This is a genomic window from Chryseobacterium gotjawalense (assembly GCF_030012525.1).
Taxonomy (GTDB): Bacteria; Bacteroidota; Bacteroidia; order Flavobacteriales; family Weeksellaceae; genus Kaistella; species Kaistella gotjawalense.
Genome location: NZ_CP124855.1, coordinates 2,923,689 through 2,943,130 on the forward strand (window position 1 = coordinate 2,923,689; position 19,442 = coordinate 2,943,130).

A 19,442-nucleotide genomic window follows, 5' to 3' on the forward strand; every position below is an offset into this window, starting at 1 on the left:
ATTCTGAAGATCGCGGTCGGAATAACTCTTTCCTTAACCACGTCATTAAAAAAAACACCGCCAGTTTCACAGATTTTCAGCTTAAATAAGCCACCCAATATCACCCATTGCGCATTATCCGTCACTCATTAAAATGCCAATCAACTTATAAATCGGGAGCGCTCTGAAATTTATAATAATGACAGAAAAGATTATTTTATATATTTGCACTTAATAAAAGATTGAGAAATATGCTTAAATCGTTCTTCCACTGGAAAGTCCTGGTTAATATACTTCTAGCGGCTGCCGTTTTCGTAGGGGCAGTTTGGCTGACATTTCGCTGGTTAGAAATACATACGAATCACGGAAAAGAAATCGCAGTACCCAATGTGATGAATAGATCGGTGCATGAAGCCATTAAAATTTTAGATGATTCAGGCTTGGGATACGAAGTCGACAGTTTTAAATACGACCCAAAATTCAAACCTTTTCAGGTTTTACAAATTTATCCTTCACCGGGTTCCCGCGTAAAAGATGGCAGAACTATCGTGCTGAAAGTGAATCCGAGAACCTATGCACAGGTTTCTGTACCGGATATTTTAGACCGTTACAAAGGATTGGCATTCAGGCAACTGGAGCAGGTTGGGTTGAAAATTGGCGATACCATTTATGAGCCGAGTATTCAGCGTGATGCTGTTTTGAGAATGCTCTACAATGGGTCGGTTTTGAAGCCGGGTACCCTGTTGCCGAGATTCACAACGATTGATCTGGTCATTGGTGCGGGGCCAAAACGAAATATCAGCGTACCGAATCTGGTGGGCTTAACCGTACAGGAAGCGAAATTAATTATTGCGCAAAATTTATTCGAAGTAGGATTAATCGAACATGAAGATGGCGGTGGCGATGAATCAGATATTGTGTATTACCAGGATCCGGCAGCATTTGATGTGAGGGATCAGGGAATGCAGATTGACCTTTGGGCCAGTAAAAAAACGCCGGCGGAAATGCGTGGAAAAATCTCACAGTTGAATTCCATGTATCGAATCAAAGATAACTATGAGCCTCGGAATTATGAAGAGCCCCCTGTTTATAATGAACCTGTTCCCAACCGGAGTGAACCCCCTTTAGAGGAAACGCCAAAAGCGGTTGTGCCAAAAGTAGAAACTCCAAAGCAGGAAGTGAAAAAGCAGGAAATGCCAAAAACAGCGCCGGAGCAAAAACCAAAAGCCGCTGAAGCGAAACCAAAAACGACAACAACTCCGGTACCGGCAAAGGTAAGTCCTGCGAAAACCGAAGAAAAACCCAAAGTTAAAAAGGTAATTGTTGAATAGTTTTTAATACACCTCTCACTAAAGCTTCAACCGAAATGTTGGAGCTTTATTTTTCAAAAATACAATGATAGAAGACAACGAAAATTTCGCGGAAGAAGATTTTCTGACTCAGGATTCCAACGAAACTGAATCGGACGGACTCTTTGAACACCTTTCCCTCACCGTTGATAAAGGCCAGGAATCGGTACGGATCGATAAATTTCTGGTGAATTTCCGGCAAAATTCTTCAAGAAATAAAATCTCGCAAACCTGCCGCGCGGGGAACGTCGTGGTCAATGGTTCGCCGGTTAAGCAGAATTACCGCGTAAAACCCGGGGATGAAATTTCCGTCCTGCTTACCAAGCCGCCACGGGAAAATATCATCATTCCACAAGATATTCCCATTAATATCGTTTATGAAGATGACGATGTGGTCGTGGTGGATAAAGCAGCAGGAATGGTGGTGCATCCCGGTCATGGGAATTATGACGGAACTTTGATCAATGCCCTGGCTTTTCATTTTGAAAAAAACGGGGTGAAATCAGATTTAGACCGCGTTGGGTTGGTGCATCGGATTGATAAAGATACTTCAGGCCTTTTAGTCATCGCCAAAAATGAATACGCCCTGAGTTTTCTTGCCAAACAGTTCTTTGACCGTACGACCAAAAGATTATACTGGGCGTTTGTCTGGGGAAATGTGGAAGAAGAGCAGGGAACGATTCGCGGAAACATCGGCAGACATCTGAAAAACAGAATGCAGATGGCCGTTTTCGAAGACGGAACTTTGGGGAAACATGCTGTTACTCATTATAAAGTTATCGAGCGTTTCCGGTACATCACCTGGGTAGAATGCAAACTGGAAACAGGCAGAACGCATCAGATCAGGGCGCATTTCAAACATATCGGGCACACTCTTTTTAATGATGAAAGATATGAAGGAAATCAGATTCTAAAAGGAATCAATATGCCGAAATACAAACAGTTTGTAAAAAACGTTTTCGAAATTTTGCCCCGTCATGCCCTTCATGCCCACACGCTTGGATTTATCCATCCCACGACCGGGAAAGAAATGTATTTTGAAAGCCCAATGCCGAAAGATATGGACGATGCCCTGAATAAATGGAGAAAATATTTAGAATCTTAGAGCCTTTTTAAGTTGTAATAAAACCACATAAGAATTAGTTTTCACTTTGAAAATATTTAGAACACTTTAGAAAATCTTGATTTTAAGAACTGATGTGAACTTTTAGAAGTAGTTTTTACCTAAAGCTTTTGTGACTTTGTGGTTAATTTATTGTTAAATTTAAACAGGTTCTAAATAGAATCTTAGTTCCATAAAAACTTTTTATCTTTGCTGAAAATTCACGCAACTCTTATTATGAGAAAAATATATACGTTATTTTTCGTGGTGGTCTTTCTCGGAAGCTACAAAAGCCAGGAAACATTGCCTTTTTATCAACAGTATCTGCTTGGCGGCGATTTCCTTTTTAATCCCGCGCTCTATGGAAGTACCGATGATGTTGTATTGAATTTAAACTACCAGAAACAGTTTTCGAATTTCGATCAGTCCCCCAATGTACAGTCGATCGGGATGCACGCCAACGTATTTGACAGGGTGGGAGCCGGATTGTCTTTTTTCAGAGATCAAAACGGGCCGATTTCTTCCAATGGTATTTCGGCAGGTGCTGCTTATTTTATTCCTATGGATGATGATGGCGAGCGAAAAAGCCAGTTCTCTTTTGGAACGAATGTGAATTTCTATAATATGAATATCGACCTGGGTATGCTGAATCCACAGAATCCAGGCGACCCGGTTTTAAGTTCGAATTCCCTCTTTCTGGTCTATGCCAATCTTGGAATGGCGCTCAGTTACCGTAATTTTTTCGCGGGAGTTTCTGTGAACGATATCGCTTTAAGCAATGATATTCCTATTGTGAACGGTATTGAACCGGAACCGACCAAAGTTCTGATCCACACGGGTTATGACTGGTATCTGACCGATGAGGTTTATGTAACGCCGTCTGTCCTGGCCAACTTTAATACCAATTCATCTAAACTGGTGGATCTCAATGTTATGGGAACCGTTAACGGAGACGAAAACTCCTTTTCAGCCGGGGTGAGTTTTAGAACAGCAATCAATAAATTCGGTAATCAAAGTTTAGGATTTTCTCCGGTTATCAAAGGAACGGTGAATAATTTCTTTTTCGGTGCCACTTATAATTTCGGGCTGTCTGATATTCAACAGTATGCCGGCAGCAGTTTCATGCTCAGTATCGGATATAAATTAGAAAATTTCATCAATACGAGAGGGTACCGGTATTAATTATTATATGCTTTTTGTTTAATTTTTTTTATAATCACTAATTATAATGATTATTCAAGAATTAGAAGAAAGATTTTTTATTGTATGCTATATGCTTGATCATAATGAATTCTATTTTTTTTAGCAATTATAGAATATTTTGACAATGATTATTATGGATATGAACATTATAATTTCATTATTTATAAGTATACCTTTAGCATTAATACTTACTGCCAAAAGACTTCTTGCCATATATAAGCCAAATAAGAGTAATAAATAATCTAAAAGCCAACTCCTGAAAGTGTTGGCTTTGTTATTTATAAATTCGGATATTTCTGCGGATCTTGGTTGGTGTTAAAAACAGAATAAATGTAAACCAATTTTTCCTCTTCGTCAATCGTGAAAAATAGTATATAAGGAAACGATTTAAAAGGAATCGCTCTCAAGTTTTTATATCGAAATTGGAAGAAAGGATTTATTTCCAAAGATTGATAAGCCAGTTCTAATTGTTCATCAAAAGATTTCATTACCGAATAAGAAATCTCTGAATAATATTCATAGGCTTGATCTATTTCTTCCTGAGCACGATTAAGAATAACGAGATTATAACCCATGTTTTTGACGCAGTTTATCCAAAGCTTTTCTTGCAGGAATAAAATCTTTTTTATCGGATTTTATTCTTTCAGCAAGGTTTTTTTTCTGCAGATCCGAAAGTTGAAAAAGGTCTGAATTATCATTTATTTGATATTTTTTTTCCAATTTTTTCCAGTCTTCAATTGGGATAAAAACACCAGTTGGGTTTCCTTGTGAATCATTGATGTATTGTAAGTTCATGGTATTCCAATTAAAAGATTAATGAGTTTTCTACTTTAAAAAAAATAAATTTAAGTAGAAAAATTGTAGAGTACAAATTTAATGCATTATAAATTTAAAACAATGAAAAGAAAAAATAGATATTCAACTGAATAATTTTTACCTTTGAAAATTAAGTACATTACAGAAATTTTTCACTTCTTAACCTTGGCTCTTTTCACTTTTTGCCTGGCTCTTATTTAAAATGATTTACCTCCATATCCCTTTCTGCAAACAAAAATGCAGTTACTGCAACTTTCATTTTTCCACTTCTTTAAAATATAAAGAGGAGATGATTTCTGCGATAAAAAAAGAAATTTCTTTAAGAAAAAATGAGTTGCAAACCCAAGATTTAAAATCCCTTTATTTCGGTGGCGGAACTCCTTCTATTCTTAAAGCAGATGAACTTCAGTCGATTATTGATGAGGTCTTAAAGCATTTCTCTTTTGATTCCAATATTGAAATTACCCTCGAAGCCAATCCCGATGATTTGGATAAAAACTTTCTCAAAGAATTATCAAAAACGCCTTTCAACCGTTTGTCAATCGGGACCCAAAGTTTTTTTGATGAAGATTTAAAATTAATGAACCGCGCGCACAATGCAGGTGAAGCTGAAAGTTCAATTAAGCGGGCCCAGGATTTTGGTTTTGAAAACATCAGCATCGATTTAATCTACGGTTCGCCGACTTCAAGTTTCGAAATCTGGAAACAGAATCTCGATAAAACGATTGAACTTCAGGTGCCGCATATTTCTTCTTACGCACTGACGGTTGAACCCAAAACAATGTTGAATGCCTGGATCTCTCAGGGAAAAATCGCCGCTCCAAAAGAAGCGGAGCAACATGAGGAGTTTTTCTACATGACGGATTTTCTGAAAGATCACGGTTTCGATCATTACGAAATATCCAATTTTGGAAAACCCGGTTTTCATTCCAGACACAATTCTGCTTACTGGAAATACCGGGAATATCTGGGCATCGGACCTTCCGCACATTCTTATAACGGCCGAAACGAAAGAAGCTGGAATATTGCCAATAATCAATTGTATATCAATTCTTTAAATAAAAACATCTTGCCCAAAGAAACGGAACTGCTCTCCGAAAAAGACCAATTCAATGAAATGTTGATGATTGGTTTGCGAACAACTTGGGGCGTAGATTTGTCTGCCTTAAAGGAAAAATTCAGCGCGGAACTTTTGGACTATTTTCAAAATCAAATCAAAACCAAACTCGATGACGGCCTGCTGATGATCGAAAATAACCATCTTATTATTCCTGAAAAGCATTGGTTTCTGGCAGATGGAATTGCGTCGGATCTGTTTATGGTGTAGAGGGTTGCGAGGTACGAGGTACGAGTTGCCGGTTTCGGGTTACGTGGTACGAGTTTGGGGGTTCTGGTTTGAGGTACGAGGAGTTTTTTTAATTCAAACAGCACAAATGGTTTTACTGGCAGCATCCCTTTGGCGGTAAATGCTTTTAAAGAAATTCACCATTCACTATTGACCATTGACCCATATTGACCATCCACTTTACTAACCTTTTCACTTTTTACTTAGCTCTTTATTCGTATTTTTGCAGAAATTTCTTCCCCTTGAAAACCATAAAACCAGATTTCAGCCATCTTTCCGCCAATCAATCCATCGGGATTTTCGACTCCGGTGTGGGCGGATTAACCGTTGCCAAAGAAATTAAAAGATTACTTCCTCATGAAAATTTAATCTATTTCGGCGATACCAAACATCTTCCGTACGGTGAAAAATCCAGGGAAGCGATCGTGGGATATTGTACGAAAATCACCGAATTTTTATTGGAGAAAAATTGTAAAGCCATTGTAATTGCCTGTAATTCTGCCACTGCAAATGCGTTAACAGAAGTGTTGGCATTGGTTAATAATCAAGTTCCGGTGATCGATGTGATTAATCCGGTTGCTGAAAAAGTGTCCTACGAAATACACAATAATGTGGGGGTGATTGCGACCAAAGCAACGGTCAATTCAGGATTGTATAAAAAATCGATCCGCAAGCACAATAAGTTTATTAAAGTCGATGAACTGGCGACCCCGCTTTTGGTGCCCGCCATCGAGGAGGGTTTTAGGAATCATCCGATTACGCATTCGATCATTTATAATTACCTGAGTAACAGTAAATTGAAAAATATTGAAACCCTGATTTTAGGCTGTACCCATTATCCACTTTTGCTGAACGAAATCAAACAATATTACGGAAACCGCGTTCGGGTAATCGATTCACCGAGTATCGTGGCGAATCAACTGAGAATTATTCTGGAAAAGCATCATTTGCTGAATGAAGATAATCCAAAACCTACCTATCAGTTTTTCCTTTCAGACATCACCAAAAACTTTGAAAAAATATCCAAAAAATTCTTTGGTAAAGCCATCAATCTGGAATTGAAAGTATTGTAAGAGTTGGTGCTGGTTTTCTTATACTGAAAAAGATGCAGTTTTTTTAAGGAGACTTATAAAAATACTGAAAATTTTTAACGCAAAGACGCAAAGATTTACTTAACATTCTTCATGAAAATTACGGACGCAAAGGCGTTTCACTTAGCAAAGGCAAAACGTTTTATAACCAATTATAAAAGGAGGTCTGAGTTTCTTTAAACCACAAAAGGCGCAAAGTTTTATTGGGTAAGTCATTTAAAAAATTGCAAAAGCAACCTGGAATAATGGTTTTCAAAAGGTAAACTTCTCTTAAAAAAAAATGCCACGAATACACGAATTCCTATGTTACTGCTAACATTTTTTCGTGCATTCGTGGCAATATAACTCTGAAAACAGTATTTCGTCTATCATCTATCCGTCTATCATCTATTCCACGATCTCTCCATTTTCAGCCGTTTCTTCCGGTTGTGGTTCGTTGGGTTTTAGGAAAGAAAAACTTACGTTTCCATATTTTCTGGTGTCGGTAATATTCGGATGTTCCAGTTTTGTACGGCTTTGGTGTTCCAAAATAAAGACGCCGTTTTCCTTGAGGTAATTATTCTTCAATACCAGAGAAATGAGTTCTTGGTATTTTTCTACCTCCATTTCGAAAGGTGGATCCGCAACCACGATATCGTAGGTTTTGCGGTTTCTGTTTTTCTTTAAATACTCAAAAACGTCGCCACGGATGGCATTCACCTGCGTGTTCATTTCAAGCTCTGTTGCGGTAGCATTGATGAAACCGGCATGGCGGGCATTCATCTCAATTGAAGTCACGTCTTTGCAGCCTCTGGAAGCGAATTCCAGTGAAATCGATCCGATTCCGGCAAAGAGATCGAGTACAGAAATCGAGGCGTAATCCAGTCGGAAACGGTTTTCGATAATGCTGAACAGGGCTTCTTTGGCAAAATCGGTCGTCGGTCTTACATCGAAGTTTTTCGGAGCGGAAATTCTTTTGGCTTTCCATTGGCCACTGATTATTCTGTACATGGTGTAGGTGCTGGATGTTTGGTGCACAAGAAGTGCAATTTAAGTCAATTTATTTCTAAATGTATATCTATTATTTTATTTTAACGCAAAGGCGCAAAGGTTTTTGAAAAAATAGCATTACAAAAATTACGGTCGCAAAGGCGTTTGACTTCGTCGAATCTTCGATTTCACTCAGCAAAGGGGATTTCAAGATTTACCTTTTTCGATCTTTTAATTTACTTCAAATGCCTGAAGTTGTTGGGTCTTTTGTGATTGAATAAAAAGAGTTAAAAAATTCACTATTCACCATTGACTATTCACTTCACCTGGCTATTTTTTACTTTTTCCCTGGCTCTTAATACTTTTATCGTGCATTCAAAATAAAATTTCTGTTCGGAATATTATCGTAAACGATTTTTAGGCTTTTCACAAACTTCTTTAGTTCTGAAATAAATGTTTCATTTTCGGTCGTTTCGCCGTAAACAAAAAACTGGGTATCCGCAATTCCAAATCCGATTTTACTGATGGTAAACATAATGAAATAAAGAAAATCAACTTCCGAATTCACATCCAGATTATTGTAAAGGATTACTTTTTTATGATCTAAAGCAAAAAACTCACATTGCTGATGGTATAAATTAATATGAATTTCTTTTTGGTTTTTGGCCGATATCTGATTCAAAAACTGTTCGCCCGAGAAATTGAATTTCGCAGGAACGGCGGTATTTTTTATTTTCTGATAAATAGATTTCGGAAAAGTATAATAAAACTGAACGCCAAATTTCTTATTCACTGAAAGCATTAATTCTTCCTGATCCTGATCCACAGGCGCATTATAAGAAATCAGACTGTAGCCCAAATCGTGTTCCTTAAAACCTTCGGGCATTAAAGTAAAATGATTTAAGGCGGAGATCACCGTAATTTCTTTAAATTTTTTCAGCGCTAAAATCTCATCGATCTTTTGGCTGAGGGCGTTTTCAGGCGATTCTTCGGTTACAAAAAAAGAGTTTTCCTCAGAAACAGTCCTGTTTCTGGAAACCTGATATTGTACGCCGTCTTTGGTAAAAAGTAATTTGAGTTGTTCCATGCTTTACGAGCGCAAATTTATTAAAATTAATCGGCTTTTGAAATTTTCTTATTTTTGAACGGTTATGAGCAAAGTCATGAGTCCGGATGAAAGAGATTTGCTACTTTTACAAAGGTTTTTAATAAAGGATCTGAGATTTCAAACCATCAGGTTTTAACCGCAAAAGGGACAAAAGATCATTGCAGAAAAAGTTCTTCAAAAGAATGCCGAAAATTGAACCACTTTTAACAGGGGTTCTTTTGCAGACTATTGATTCACTTTTATTAAAATTAAACTTTTGCACCTTTTGCGGTGAAAAAATACAGCAATCTCAAGATTGAAACCAAATCCATTAAACGAATTTTTTAATCAATATTAAATAGTATGAAAAGAGTCTTATTGGTATTCTTGCTGTTAGTTTCAGTAAGTGTTTTTGCCCAGAAAGTTCAGAACCAGACGGTTGACGCAGCTTGCGGAATGTGTCAGTTCAAAATCAAATCCGATAAAGGGTGCGCCATGGCCGTAAAAATTGAGGGCAAAGTCTATCACGTCGAAGGTTTAGATAAAAAAACGTACGGTGACGCTCACGCCGAAGACGGCTACTGCAAAATCATGAAAAAGGCGGTCGTGAGCGGAGAAGTTAAGAAAGGGAAATTCTACGCAACCAGTTTTAAGTATGTAGAGTAGGGCGCTGCTGGGTCCGGGATGTTAGGTGTTTGATGTAGGATGTAGAATGCTTGGTGCAGGATGTTGGGTGCAGGGTGCATGGATGCAGGGTGCAAAGGTGCAAGGATGCAGGGTGCAAGGATGCAGGAGTTTTGATGCTAATAATCAATCATCAATTCATAAAAAGTTATTCACGCATTCACCAAATTCACTCATTGACCAAATTCACTCATTAAATGTGTGGTGCAGGATGTTTATAATTGGTGCAGGATGCAGGCTGTAATAGCGAGTAGTTAATTTTGCGTCTATCGTCTATCGTCTATCGTCTATCGTCTATCGTCTATCGTCTATTGCCAATCCCTGAATAGTGTTGACTTGTTTTTATATAATTATTTTCATGGTCGTTGTTGAATGTGGCTGTTAAAATGTGGGTAAATTTTAAGTGCAATCATTTTCTAAATTTATCCATATTTTAATAGCTTTCCACATTGGGTAACCTCTTTTTTTTTACGGCTCATTATTATCATTGATGGTGATAATGGGTTGGGATGAAAATCCCTTTTCCTGCCATCTTCTTTCAAATTCTACAGGCGATAACCGGCCAAGGTTATTGTGTGGTCGGCGGTTATTATATTGATCAACCGCTCGCTTCGTAAATTTCTTCAACTGTTCAAAGTTCATGGGTTTCCATCGATCCAGATATTCTTCTTTTATGGTCTTGTTTATCCGCTCTGCATATGCATTATCCTGTGCAGACAAGGCCATGCTTATTTGAGTAGACCCTTCTTTCAGCAACTTGACATATTCTTTATAAATGTATTGCCCTCCTCTGTCCGAGTGATGGATTTTAGGAAAACAATGGTCTCTTACCGCCATTTTCAAGGCTTCTACATTCGCGGTTGCCCTCATATTATTGGATATTTTGTATCCTGTAATCTTTTTCGTGTATACATCAATGATGAAAACTGCGTAATAAAACCTATCGTTAACGTAAATATACGTAATATCCGACTGCCAGATGGTGTTAGGTGCATTTACCTCCATACCTTTGATAAGATTGGGATATTCGGAGGCGACGGAATGGGTCGTTTTGCGGTAATTCCTCTTGTGCTCCAGCCTGAAGCCCAATTCCATAAAAAGTTCTATGAAGCGGTCTCTGCCCATGAATTCCGGCTTTAAGGCATAATACATTTTCTCTACTCCGCAGCCTGGGTGCTCATTCCGGAGTTCGTGGGCTTCCAACATTAGAGCACGTACATTTTCATCAAAAATGTTCTGTCGATACTCATATTGTTGCACCGCCTGCCTGCTGATCCCTACTGCCCGATATAAAGCATTCAGGGAGAATTCTTTTTCTTCGGAATGTTGCCTGAACCAGCAGAGCGTTGGTTGCCGTAATTTTTTTTTATGTCAATGTCCAGATCTTCCTTGGCTATATCAATCATTTTTTCCAGATAATCGACCATAATCTGCTTCTGACCAACGGCTTGCTCAAGTTCTTTAATCTTCTGCTCGAGTTCTTTTAGCTTATGTACACTGCTTTCTTTCATTTCTACAACTCTAATTCCTTTCTCGTTAAAGGTAGAAAATTTATAGATCCATTGGTAAATAGCAGAGTCCGAAACTCCATAAAGTTTTTCAAGCTGTAATACACTGAATTTTCCACTCTCAAATAGAGAGACAATCTCCCTCTTAAATTCCTCACTGAAAACCCGATGCTTCTGAAGTTTCTTAATGTTTGCTTTCATATTTGTTGACTTATTTATGTCAACCTATATCAGGGACGGACATATCGTCTATCGTCTATCGTCTATGTCTATCGTCTATCGTCCAACTACCTAAAATACACCACTACGGTGCCCGATTGATGGTGCAGTATTTCTTTGTTCTGAAACTCCAGTTTGGTTTGGCTTTCCAGCACGTCGTGAACCATTTGCTGCAAAACACCGTCGCCGATTCCGTGGATGATCTCCAGCTTTTTCAGGTTGTTTTTCCGGCAGTAGTCGATCGTGGTCAGTAGTTTTTCTTTTTGAAGGAAGAGCCGGTCAAAGGAGTTGTAACCGGCAGGATTCTTTACCAGATGTTCGAAATGCAGATCCAGCACAAAAGGTTTCTTGTGATGCTTTTTAGAAACGGGTTTTGACAGTTCTTTTTTCTGCACGGTTTTTATCTGTTCATAAATTTCCGCCTGCTGCAGAACGAGTTCATCAGCATTGTATTCATACCGGAAGCCGTGTTCATCTTCGATGGTCACTTTTTTTCCTTTGATGCCTGTGATTTTCCCTTTCAGGTTGTCATCGATTACCGAAACGGGGTCGCCTGTTTTCATGTTTTTCCTTATTTTGCAAAATTAGGGAAATTGAAATAGAGAATCCCCAGGGAGGTGAAAATTTAATTCACTGAAGGTTTTTCAGAATACAGGTAAAAGGGGTGTTCAGTTGCGGATGTGTTTACGGTAAAGGATTTCTGTTCTTGAATCAACCACCTCATCAAAATTCACAGTCTTGTCCCGACCGTTCCGGATTGTTACTTTTGCATCAGAACAATATAAAAGAAATAAGAAAAATCAATACTAACCCCCACTTCATTTTATAACCCATGAATGAAAAAAAATCATACACCTTTCTGGAAATCAAACAAAAGCTGGTCAACTACTGCGTTTATCAGGACCGCTGTCACCAGGAAGTGGAGCAGAAGATGTGGGATTATCTATTGATTCCGGAAGCCAAAGAGGAGATCCTTCTTTATCTGATGAAGGAAAATTACCTCAATGAAGAACGATTTACCCGCAGCTATATCCGTGGAAAATTCTACATGAAATCCTGGGGGCGGAACAAAATCCGGAATCATCTTAAATTCAAAGGAGTAACGGAAAAACTCATCAACAGTTGTTTTAACGAAATTGATGGGGATGATTATCACAAAACCTTAGCTAAATTATTCCTGAGTTACCACTCCAAAATAAAAGGCCTGCAGGCTTACCAGAAAAATTCCAAAACCATTAAGTATTTGATGGGTAAAGGGTTTGAATATGAGGAAATACTGCAGGTTATGGAGGATGAAGAGAAGGGCTGATTGCTGAGGGGTGCCATTGTTTGAATGTTTGAGTATTTGGGTATTTGGGTTTTTGGATGACTAAAAAAGCGGCGTCATTGCGGATGCAGGGAAGCAGTGTGTTAATGAGGATTCCCGTAGCAAGAATATCTTTTTTTTAAGTTCTTTTGCTTCCTCTTATTTATTGTTTTAGGCGTTATGCTTGTTTAAAGATTTCTTCTTAGAAAATCCCCATTTATTTATCGATTAAAGTTATTTGCCGCCCTCAAACAGTGGGGATTTTTATGCGTTATGCTCGTTTAAAAAGTTGGATGGGAAGAAATCTTCATTTTTGCCTCCTGTTTTTATATTTTTGTTTGAATCGGCGAATCTCTTCAAGATTTTTTACCGCAAAAATCTCCTAAGTCGTTTTAATTTCTATTTTACATCCCTATTTCGTCGAAAAATCAAATTCACTCCTTTAGGGTTGGGGTAATGAATTTGATTTTTCTTATTCCCGACTTTAACTCAAAAACCCATCAAAACAATCACTTTTCAATAGTCGGGCAAAGTAATTTAGTTTTTTCTCTTTTATTAAGTTCTTTTGTCTTGAAACATACGAGAACCAAAAGTTCAAGACTGGATCTTTTTGCCTCATCCCTTTTTTTTTGTTTTTAATGGAATCGGCGAACCTCCTTCGTCGGTTTGCTAAAAAATGAAGATTTCTTCCAAGAAAATCCCCAAAATTTATCTCGTCCCTTAGACGAGACTTGCACGGGAACAAAATATCGCTGTTAAACAAAGATTATGGCCGTGCTTCGGGCAAAGGGGATTTTTAGGAGGTATGTTCTTTTAAAAACTTGGATGGGAAGAAATCTTCATTTTTCTTAACGCAAAAATCTCCGAAGTCGTTTTAATTTCTATTTTACATCCCGATTTCGTTGAAAAATCAAATTCACTCCCTTTAGGGTTGGGGCAAATGAATTTGATTTTTCTTATTTCCGTATCCTTCCGGGTTATTTCATCGTACATGATGAAAAGGTTTTCTAATCTTTCGGTAATCAACTTTACCAAAGTTTGGAACTTTGGCAAAGTTAGGTAGCCTGCTATTGGCGATTAATAAATTATCATGTCTCCTTCTCTCTAAGTCTCATGTCTCCTTTTCGGTTGGGGCAAATGAATTTGATTTTTCTTCACGCAAAAACCTCCTAAGTCGACCCTCAAAGCAAAAACAGTTTTTCATTGCCGACTCGCTACGGTGATTTCGGCTCCGCTCAATCACCCAAAAAGGGCACTTAACAGCGAGGCGACACGTAGATCTACCTTGTAGAAAAAACAAATTCACTGCCTTTATCACGACAGTGAATTTGAAATTGGTGTTCCCCTTGATAGCAGTTTTCCCTTTTTGGTGATTTCGGCTCCGCTCAATCACCAAAAAAGGCACCGAAAGAGCGAGGCGACACGTAGATCTACCTTGTAGAAAAAACAAATTCACTGCCTTTATCACGACAGTGAATTTGAAATTGGTGTTCCCCTTGATAGCAGTTTTCCCTTTTTGGTGATTTCGGCTCCGCTCAATCACCAAAAAGGGCAACGTAACAGCGAGGCGACACGTAGATCCACCTTGTATAAAAAAACAAATTCACTGCCTTTATCGCGGCAGTGAATTTGAAATTGGTGCTCCTCTTGATGTCAGTTTTCCCAATACGGTAATTTCGGCCCCGCTCAATCACCAAAAAGGGAAACGTAACAGTGAGGCGACACGTAGATCCACCTTGTATAAAAAACAAATTCACTGCCTTTATCGCGGCAGTGAATTTGAAATTGGTGTTCCTATATTTAAAAGGCAATAATCTAATAGTCTATCGTCTATCATCTATTAGTCTATTATCTATCATCTATTGGTTTTCCTATATTTAAAGGCAATAATCTAATAGTCTATCACCTATTAGTCTATTATCTATAATCTCTCCGTCTATCATCTCTCCGTCTATCATCTAATAATTAAACAAAGCCTTTCCCTCCATCATTTGATTGACTTTTTTACGGACTTCAGCTATTTTGTGGTCATCGTTGATGTTCATGACAACGTCGTTGATGAGGCCGGCAAGGACTTCCATATCGGCTTCTTTTAAACCTCTGGTCGTAATGGCTGCAGTTCCCAAACGGATCCCTGAAGTGGTAAATGCAGATTTGTCATCAAAAGGAACCATGTTTTTGTTGCAGGTAATGTCGGCTTTTACCAACGCTTTCTCGGTTTCTTTACCATTGACGTTTTTATTTCGGAGATCAACCAACATCAGGTGATTATCGGTGCCTCCACTTACGATATCGAATCCCCGGGTCATCATGGCTTTTGCTAACGCACGGGCATTGGCTACCACCTGTTTTGCATAGACTTCGAATTTCTGATCGATGGCTTCTGCAAACGCCACTGCTTTTCCGGCAATCACATGCTCCAGTGGTCCGCCCTGGATTCCCGGGAATACAGCACCGTTTAGGACCTGACTCATCATTTTGGTTTCTCCTTTTGGCGTTTTGTGACCGTAAGTATTTTCAAAATCTTTGCCCATCATAATCAGTCCACCTCTTGGGCCGCGAAGGGTTTTATGGGTAGTGGTAGTGACCACATGACAATGTTCGAATGGTGAGCTCAGCAGTCCTTTGGCAATCAATCCCGCTGGATGCGCGATATCTGCCCAAAGGGTCGCTCCCACTTCATCCGCCACTTCGCGGAATTTCCTGAAATCGATATCTCTGGAATAGGCAGAATACCCGGCTATTAACATTTTCGGTTTTACTTCCAAAGCTTTCTGGCGCATGGCCTCATAGTCGATCAACCCGCTTTCGCGCTCTACGCCGTAGAAGTTGGCGCTGTACTGAATTCCCGAAAAGTTCACAAAAGAACCGTGGGTCAAATGGCCACCCATCGATAAATCGAGTCCTAAAATCTGATCGCCCGGCTTGAGGACAGAGAGATAAATGGCAGCATTGGCCTGCGACCCGGAATGTGGCTGAACGTTGGCATAATCTACACCAAAAAGCTGTTTCGCTCTTTCGATGGCTAAAGTTTCTATTTCATCTACGACTTCGCAACCGCCGTAGTATCTTTTTCCGGGATAGCCTTCCGCGTATTTATTGGTCAGAACACTTCCTACGGCTTTCATTACATTTTCTGAAACAAAATTTTCAGAAGCGATGAGTTCGATGCCGTGTGTCTGTCTTTGTCTTTCCTTTTCTATAAGGTCAAAAATTGGATCCATAGGGTATAAATAATGTTTTAAAATTCTCGTTAATAAAGAATTCAAATTTATGGAATTTTTTGCGAAGAATTCTGATTGGGAGGAAAATGTTGGATGCTGGGTGTTGGGTGATTGAGTATTTGAGTATTTGAGTATTTGGGTATTTGAGGGATCAGATGATGCTTGATGCTGGATGTTCGAACAATGGCACCATACCCAATCTCTCTCGCCTTTGTTAAGTGAAATCGAAGATTCGACGAAGTGAAACGCCCTTGCGCCTTAAAAAACACCCGCAAGACAGCATGTCAAATACTTTTTGCGCCCTTGCGTTAAAAAGAAAAGTATTACCAGATTTTCTCCGTCGTTCCTCCCCGCAATGACGCCGCCTTTTTAATGAAAAACTGTTTTCCTGGAGGGTCGACGTAGGAGCTATTTGCGTTAAGAAAAATCAAATTCATTTGCCCCAACCCTAAAGGGAGTGAATTTAATTTTTCAACGAAATCGGGATGTAAAATAGAAATCAAAACACTCAGACAGCGGCATCCCTCGTCCAACATCCCGCGCCTTTGTTAAGTGAAACGCCCTTGCGCCTTAAAAAACATCCGAAAAACAGCATGCATGTCAAATACTTCTTGCGCCCTTGCGTTAAAAAGAAGAGTATTAACAGATTTGTCCACTCCGTGACTCAGCGTTTTAATCATCCACCCAAATACCCAAATACCCAAACACCCAAGTACCCAATGACTCAAATACTCAAACACTCAAACAGCGGCATCCCTCATCCCTCATCCCGCGCCTTTGTTAAGTGAAACGCCCTTGCGCCTTAAAAAACACCCGAAAAACATCATGCATGTCAAATACTTTTTGCGCCCTTGCGTTAAAAATAAAAGTATTACAAGATTTCTCCCTCGGTCCTCCCCGCAATGACGCCGCCTTTTTAATGAAAAACTGTTTTCTTGGAGGGTCGACGTAGGAGCTATTTGCGTTAAGAAAAATCAAATTCATTTGCCCCAACCCTAAAGGGAGTGAATTTAATTTTTCAACGAAATCGGGATGTAAAATAGAAATCAAAACACTCAGACAGCGGCATCCCTCATCCAGCAACCTGCGCCATTGTTAAGTGAAACGCCCTTGCGCCTTAAAAAACACCCGCAAGACAGCATTCATGTCAAATATTTTTTTGCGTCCTTGCGTTAAAAAGAAAAGTATTAACAGATTTCTCGGCTCCGTGACACAGCCTTTTAATCATCCACTCATCCACTCAAATACCCAAGTACTCAAATATTCAAGCAATGGTAGCCATACCAAACCTCTTGCGCCTTTGTTAAGTGAAACGCCCTTGCGTCTTAAAAAACACCCGAAAAACAGCATGCATGTTAAATATTTTTTGCGCCCTTGCGTTAAAAAGAAAAGTATTAACAGATTTTCTCCGTCGTTCCTCCCCGAAATGACGCCGTCTTTTTAATGAAAAACTGTCTTACCTGGAGGGTCGACTTAGGAGCTATTTGCGTTAAGAAAAATCAAATTCATTTGCCCCAACCCTAAAGGGAGTGAATTTTGATTTTTCAACGAAGTCGGGATGTAAAATAGAAATCAAAACACCCAAACGCCCAAACATTCAGACAGCGGCATCCCTCATCCAACATCCCGCGCCTTTGTTAAGTGAAATCGAAGATTCGACGAAGTCAAACGCCCTTGCGCCTTAAAAAACACCCGCAAGACAGCATGCATGTCAAATACTTCTTGCGCCCTTGCGTTAAAAAGAAAAGTATTAAAAGATTTTTCCGCTCCGTGACACAGCCTTTTAATCATCCACTCAAATACCCAAGTACCCAAGTAATCAAGTACTCAAACATTCAGCAGCGGCATCCCTCATCCAAACTCTTGCGCCTTTGTTAAGTGAAACGCCCTTGCGTCTTAAAAAACACCCGCAAGACAGCATTCATGTCAAATATTTTTTTGCGCCCTTGCGTTAAAAAGAAAAGTATTAAAAGATTTTTCCGCTCCGTGACACAGCCTTTTAATCATCCACTCAAATACCCAAGTACCCAAGTAATCAAGTACTCAAACATTCAGCAGCGGCATCCCTCATCCAAACTCTTGCGCCTTTGTTAAGTGAAACGCCCTTGCGTCTTAAAAAACACCCGCAAGACAGCATTCATGTCAAATATTTTTTTGCGTCCTTGCGTTAAAAAGAAAAGTATTAACAGATTTCTCCGCTCCGTGACACAGCGTTTTAATCATCCACTCAAATACCCAAATACTCAAACATTCAAACAATGGCAGCCATACCCAACCTCTTGCGCCTTTGTTAAGTGAAACGCCCTTGCGCCTTAAAAAACACCCGCAAGACAGCATGCATGTCAAATACTTTTTGCGCCCTTGCGTTAAAAAGAAAAGTATTAACAGATTTTCTCCGTCGTTCCTCCCCGCAATGACGCCGCCTTTTTAATGAAAAACTGTTTTCTTGGAGGGTCGACGTAGGAGCTATTTGCGTTAAGAAAAATCAAATTCATTTGCCCCAACCCTAAAGGGAGTGAATTTAATTTTTCAACGAAATCGGGATGTAAAATAGAAATCAAAACACTCAGACAGCGGCATCCCTCATCCCTCATCCCGCGCCTTTGTTAAGTGAAACGCCCTTGCGCCTTAAAAAACACCCGAAAAACATCATGCATGTCAAATACTTTTTGCGCCCTTGCGTTAAAATAAAAGTATTACCAGATTTCTCCCTCGGTCCTCCCCGCAATGACGCCGCCTTATAAATCACTCAAGGACTCAAACACCCAACATCCATCATCCAGAACTAAACACCCCACCGAATATCCCACCCTTCATAAAAAAAACAGTATAATTGAAATAATTTTAATTAATTTGCATAAGAATTCTTTAAAAACACAGTTCATCAATATCGATTCTAATGATATGAAGAAAATTAATATACTTATTGCCGTGTTCCTTTTGATTATGGTGAACGGGCAAACCTTCAAATACGGTGTTACCGGCAATTTCCACAAAGGGTCTATCGTGGGCGTGCACGACGTTTCCAAAGGAGCGTATGGCGGCGGTCTCGGGTTTTTCGGACAGTGGTCACTCGTAGAAAATGATGTCTTCGATTCGGCCTGGCTTTTTATTACCCCTCAGATCGAATACCATATGGGTGGTGAAATTGCGAAAGCAGAAGAGGATAAATTCGGGGTACAGAAATTCCATCATGATTATGTGGCCATGCAGGTGTATATGAAATGGTTTTTTCATCAGGGAAACATGAAGCGGGATGTCTTTTTATTTGCCGGCCCGCGTATTGAATATTTAGTTAGACAGGAAAGAAAGGTAGATCCGGCGTATGATCTGGCCTATTTTAAATACAATAAGGACGATGAGGTTAAAAAATTCGGGTATGGCGTTTCTTTCGGGGTGGGTTTAAAAGTATCCCAACAGTTTGAAGCGTTTCTGAGGTATGACCGTGGTTTCAGCAAAGTCTATCCCAATAATGACAACCGCAATACCTATAACAGGATGTTGGGGGTAGGCCTTAATTATTACTGGAAAGAGAACTGGTGGTAATCAACATGATGATC

At 39.3% G+C, this 19,442-nt stretch carries 16 protein-coding genes; 8 read left to right on the forward strand and 8 right to left on the reverse strand.

Annotated features, from left to right (window positions below; all coding sequences use genetic code 11):
- The first annotated feature begins 230 nt into the window (after positions 1-230).
- The 3 genes from QGN23_RS13390 (at position 231) to QGN23_RS13400 (ending at position 3,612) form a co-directional block, all read left to right on the forward strand.
- Complete coding sequence (locus QGN23_RS13390; RefSeq protein WP_282904745.1) at positions 231-1,310, forward strand: PASTA domain-containing protein; 1,080 nt, start codon at positions 231-233, stop codon at positions 1,308-1,310.
- A gap of 64 nt (positions 1,311-1,374) precedes the next feature.
- Positions 1,375-2,433 (forward strand): RluA family pseudouridine synthase, encoded by a 1,059-nt coding sequence (locus QGN23_RS13395; RefSeq protein ID WP_282904746.1) that lies wholly within the window; start codon positions 1,375-1,377, stop codon positions 2,431-2,433.
- A gap of 234 nt (positions 2,434-2,667) precedes the next feature.
- Positions 2,668-3,612 (forward strand): PorP/SprF family type IX secretion system membrane protein, encoded by a 945-nt coding sequence (locus tag QGN23_RS13400; protein ID WP_282904747.1) that lies wholly within the window; start codon positions 2,668-2,670, stop codon positions 3,610-3,612.
- Positions 3,613-3,911: 299 nt separating this feature from the next.
- On the opposite strand, the gene QGN23_RS13405 is transcribed toward QGN23_RS13400, so the two are convergent.
- Complete coding sequence (locus QGN23_RS13405; RefSeq protein ID WP_282904748.1) at positions 3,912-4,208, reverse strand: type II toxin-antitoxin system RelE/ParE family toxin; 297 nt, start codon at positions 4,206-4,208, stop codon at positions 3,912-3,914.
- Positions 4,198-4,428, reverse strand: a complete 231-nt coding sequence (locus tag QGN23_RS13410; RefSeq protein WP_282904749.1) for a hypothetical protein — start codon at positions 4,426-4,428, stop codon at positions 4,198-4,200. Before QGN23_RS13410 ends, QGN23_RS13405 begins: the two co-directional genes overlap by 11 nt.
- Before the next feature lie 223 nt (positions 4,429-4,651).
- Between QGN23_RS13410 and hemW the strand changes: the two genes are divergently transcribed.
- Together hemW and murI are read left to right on the forward strand one after the other, a co-directional pair.
- On the forward strand, positions 4,652-5,776 hold the full coding sequence (gene hemW / locus QGN23_RS13415; protein ID WP_282904750.1) for a radical SAM family heme chaperone HemW: 1,125 nt from the start codon (positions 4,652-4,654) through the stop codon (positions 5,774-5,776).
- Positions 5,777-6,036: 260 nt separating this feature from the next.
- The gene (murI, locus tag QGN23_RS13420; protein ID WP_282904751.1) at positions 6,037-6,867 is read left to right on the forward strand and encodes a glutamate racemase; all 831 of its coding nucleotides are present in this window, start codon (positions 6,037-6,039) and stop codon (positions 6,865-6,867) included.
- Positions 6,868-7,272: 405 nt separating this feature from the next.
- On the opposite strand, the gene QGN23_RS13425 is transcribed toward murI, so the two are convergent.
- Positions 7,273-7,875: an RsmD family RNA methyltransferase gene (locus tag QGN23_RS13425; protein ID WP_282906407.1), complete on the reverse strand. Its 603-nt coding sequence runs from the start codon at positions 7,873-7,875 to the stop codon at positions 7,273-7,275.
- Positions 7,876-8,218: 343 nt separating this feature from the next.
- Positions 8,219-8,941 carry a DUF3822 family protein gene (locus tag QGN23_RS13430; protein ID WP_282904752.1) on the reverse strand — a complete coding sequence of 241 codons (723 nt, stop codon included), beginning with the start codon at positions 8,939-8,941 and terminating at the stop codon, positions 8,219-8,221.
- Between the two features lie 363 nt (positions 8,942-9,304).
- Between QGN23_RS13430 and QGN23_RS13435 the strand changes: the two genes are divergently transcribed.
- Positions 9,305-9,607, forward strand: a complete 303-nt coding sequence (locus QGN23_RS13435) for a DUF6370 family protein (protein ID WP_282904753.1) — start codon at positions 9,305-9,307, stop codon at positions 9,605-9,607.
- Positions 9,608-10,093: 486 nt separating this feature from the next.
- Here the strand turns inward: QGN23_RS13435 and QGN23_RS13440 are convergent, their stop codons facing one another.
- The 3 genes from QGN23_RS13440 to QGN23_RS13450 all read right to left on the reverse strand — a co-directional run bounded on the left by QGN23_RS13440 (position 10,094) and on the right by QGN23_RS13450 (position 11,915).
- The gene (locus QGN23_RS13440) at positions 10,094-10,927 is read right to left on the reverse strand and encodes an IS3 family transposase (protein WP_317622320.1); all 834 of its coding nucleotides are present in this window, start codon (positions 10,925-10,927) and stop codon (positions 10,094-10,096) included.
- A complete protein-coding gene (locus QGN23_RS13445) occupies positions 10,924-11,334 on the reverse strand; it encodes a transposase (RefSeq protein ID WP_282904754.1) in 411 nt (136 codons plus the stop codon). Before QGN23_RS13445 ends, QGN23_RS13440 begins: the two co-directional genes overlap by 4 nt.
- A gap of 86 nt (positions 11,335-11,420) precedes the next feature.
- A complete protein-coding gene (locus QGN23_RS13450) occupies positions 11,421-11,915 on the reverse strand; it encodes a Smr/MutS family protein (protein ID WP_282904755.1) in 495 nt (164 codons plus the stop codon).
- Positions 11,916-12,184: 269 nt separating this feature from the next.
- Between QGN23_RS13450 and QGN23_RS13455 the strand changes: the two genes are divergently transcribed.
- Positions 12,185-12,661, forward strand: coding sequence for a regulatory protein RecX (locus tag QGN23_RS13455; protein ID WP_282904756.1), 477 nt, complete (start codon positions 12,185-12,187; stop codon positions 12,659-12,661).
- A 1,955-nt stretch (positions 12,662-14,616) separates the two neighbouring features.
- Here the strand turns inward: QGN23_RS13455 and glyA are convergent.
- Positions 14,617-15,882 carry a serine hydroxymethyltransferase gene (gene glyA / locus QGN23_RS13460; RefSeq protein ID WP_282904757.1) on the reverse strand — a complete coding sequence of 422 codons (1,266 nt, stop codon included), beginning with the start codon at positions 15,880-15,882 and terminating at the stop codon, positions 14,617-14,619.
- Between the two features lie 2,853 nt (positions 15,883-18,735).
- Between glyA and QGN23_RS13465 the strand changes: the two genes are divergently transcribed.
- Complete coding sequence (locus QGN23_RS13465) at positions 18,736-19,428, forward strand: outer membrane beta-barrel protein (RefSeq protein WP_282904758.1); 693 nt, start codon at positions 18,736-18,738, stop codon at positions 19,426-19,428.
- The last annotated feature ends 14 nt before the right edge of the window (positions 19,429-19,442 follow it).

What these genes read in the sequence shown, in the direction of transcription:
- glyA (WP_282904757.1), bottom strand. Translation starts at nt 15,882, where the DNA reads ATGGATCCAATTTTTGACCTTATAGAAAAGGAAAGACAAAGACAGACA.
- QGN23_RS13435 (WP_282904753.1), top strand. Translation starts at nt 9,305, where the DNA reads ATGAAAAGAGTCTTATTGGTATTCTTGCTGTTAGTTTCAGTAAGTGTT.
- QGN23_RS13425 (WP_282906407.1), bottom strand. Translation starts at nt 7,875, where the DNA reads ATGTACAGAATAATCAGTGGCCAATGGAAAGCCAAAAGAATTTCCGCT.
- QGN23_RS13405 (WP_282904748.1), bottom strand. Translation starts at nt 4,208, where the DNA reads ATGGGTTATAATCTCGTTATTCTTAATCGTGCTCAGGAAGAAATAGAT.
- QGN23_RS13410 (WP_282904749.1), bottom strand. Translation starts at nt 4,428, where the DNA reads ATGAACTTACAATACATCAATGATTCACAAGGAAACCCAACTGGTGTT.
- QGN23_RS13450 (WP_282904755.1), bottom strand. Translation starts at nt 11,915, where the DNA reads ATGAAAACAGGCGACCCCGTTTCGGTAATCGATGACAACCTGAAAGGG.
- QGN23_RS13400 (WP_282904747.1), top strand. Translation starts at nt 2,668, where the DNA reads ATGAGAAAAATATATACGTTATTTTTCGTGGTGGTCTTTCTCGGAAGC.
- QGN23_RS13455 (WP_282904756.1), top strand. Translation starts at nt 12,185, where the DNA reads ATGAATGAAAAAAAATCATACACCTTTCTGGAAATCAAACAAAAGCTG.
- hemW (WP_282904750.1), top strand. Translation starts at nt 4,652, where the DNA reads ATGATTTACCTCCATATCCCTTTCTGCAAACAAAAATGCAGTTACTGC.
- QGN23_RS13430 (WP_282904752.1), bottom strand. Translation starts at nt 8,941, where the DNA reads ATGGAACAACTCAAATTACTTTTTACCAAAGACGGCGTACAATATCAG.
- QGN23_RS13395 (WP_282904746.1), top strand. Translation starts at nt 1,375, where the DNA reads ATGATAGAAGACAACGAAAATTTCGCGGAAGAAGATTTTCTGACTCAG.
- QGN23_RS13390 (WP_282904745.1), top strand. Translation starts at nt 231, where the DNA reads ATGCTTAAATCGTTCTTCCACTGGAAAGTCCTGGTTAATATACTTCTA.
- QGN23_RS13445 (WP_282904754.1), bottom strand. Translation starts at nt 11,334, where the DNA reads ATGAAAGCAAACATTAAGAAACTTCAGAAGCATCGGGTTTTCAGTGAG.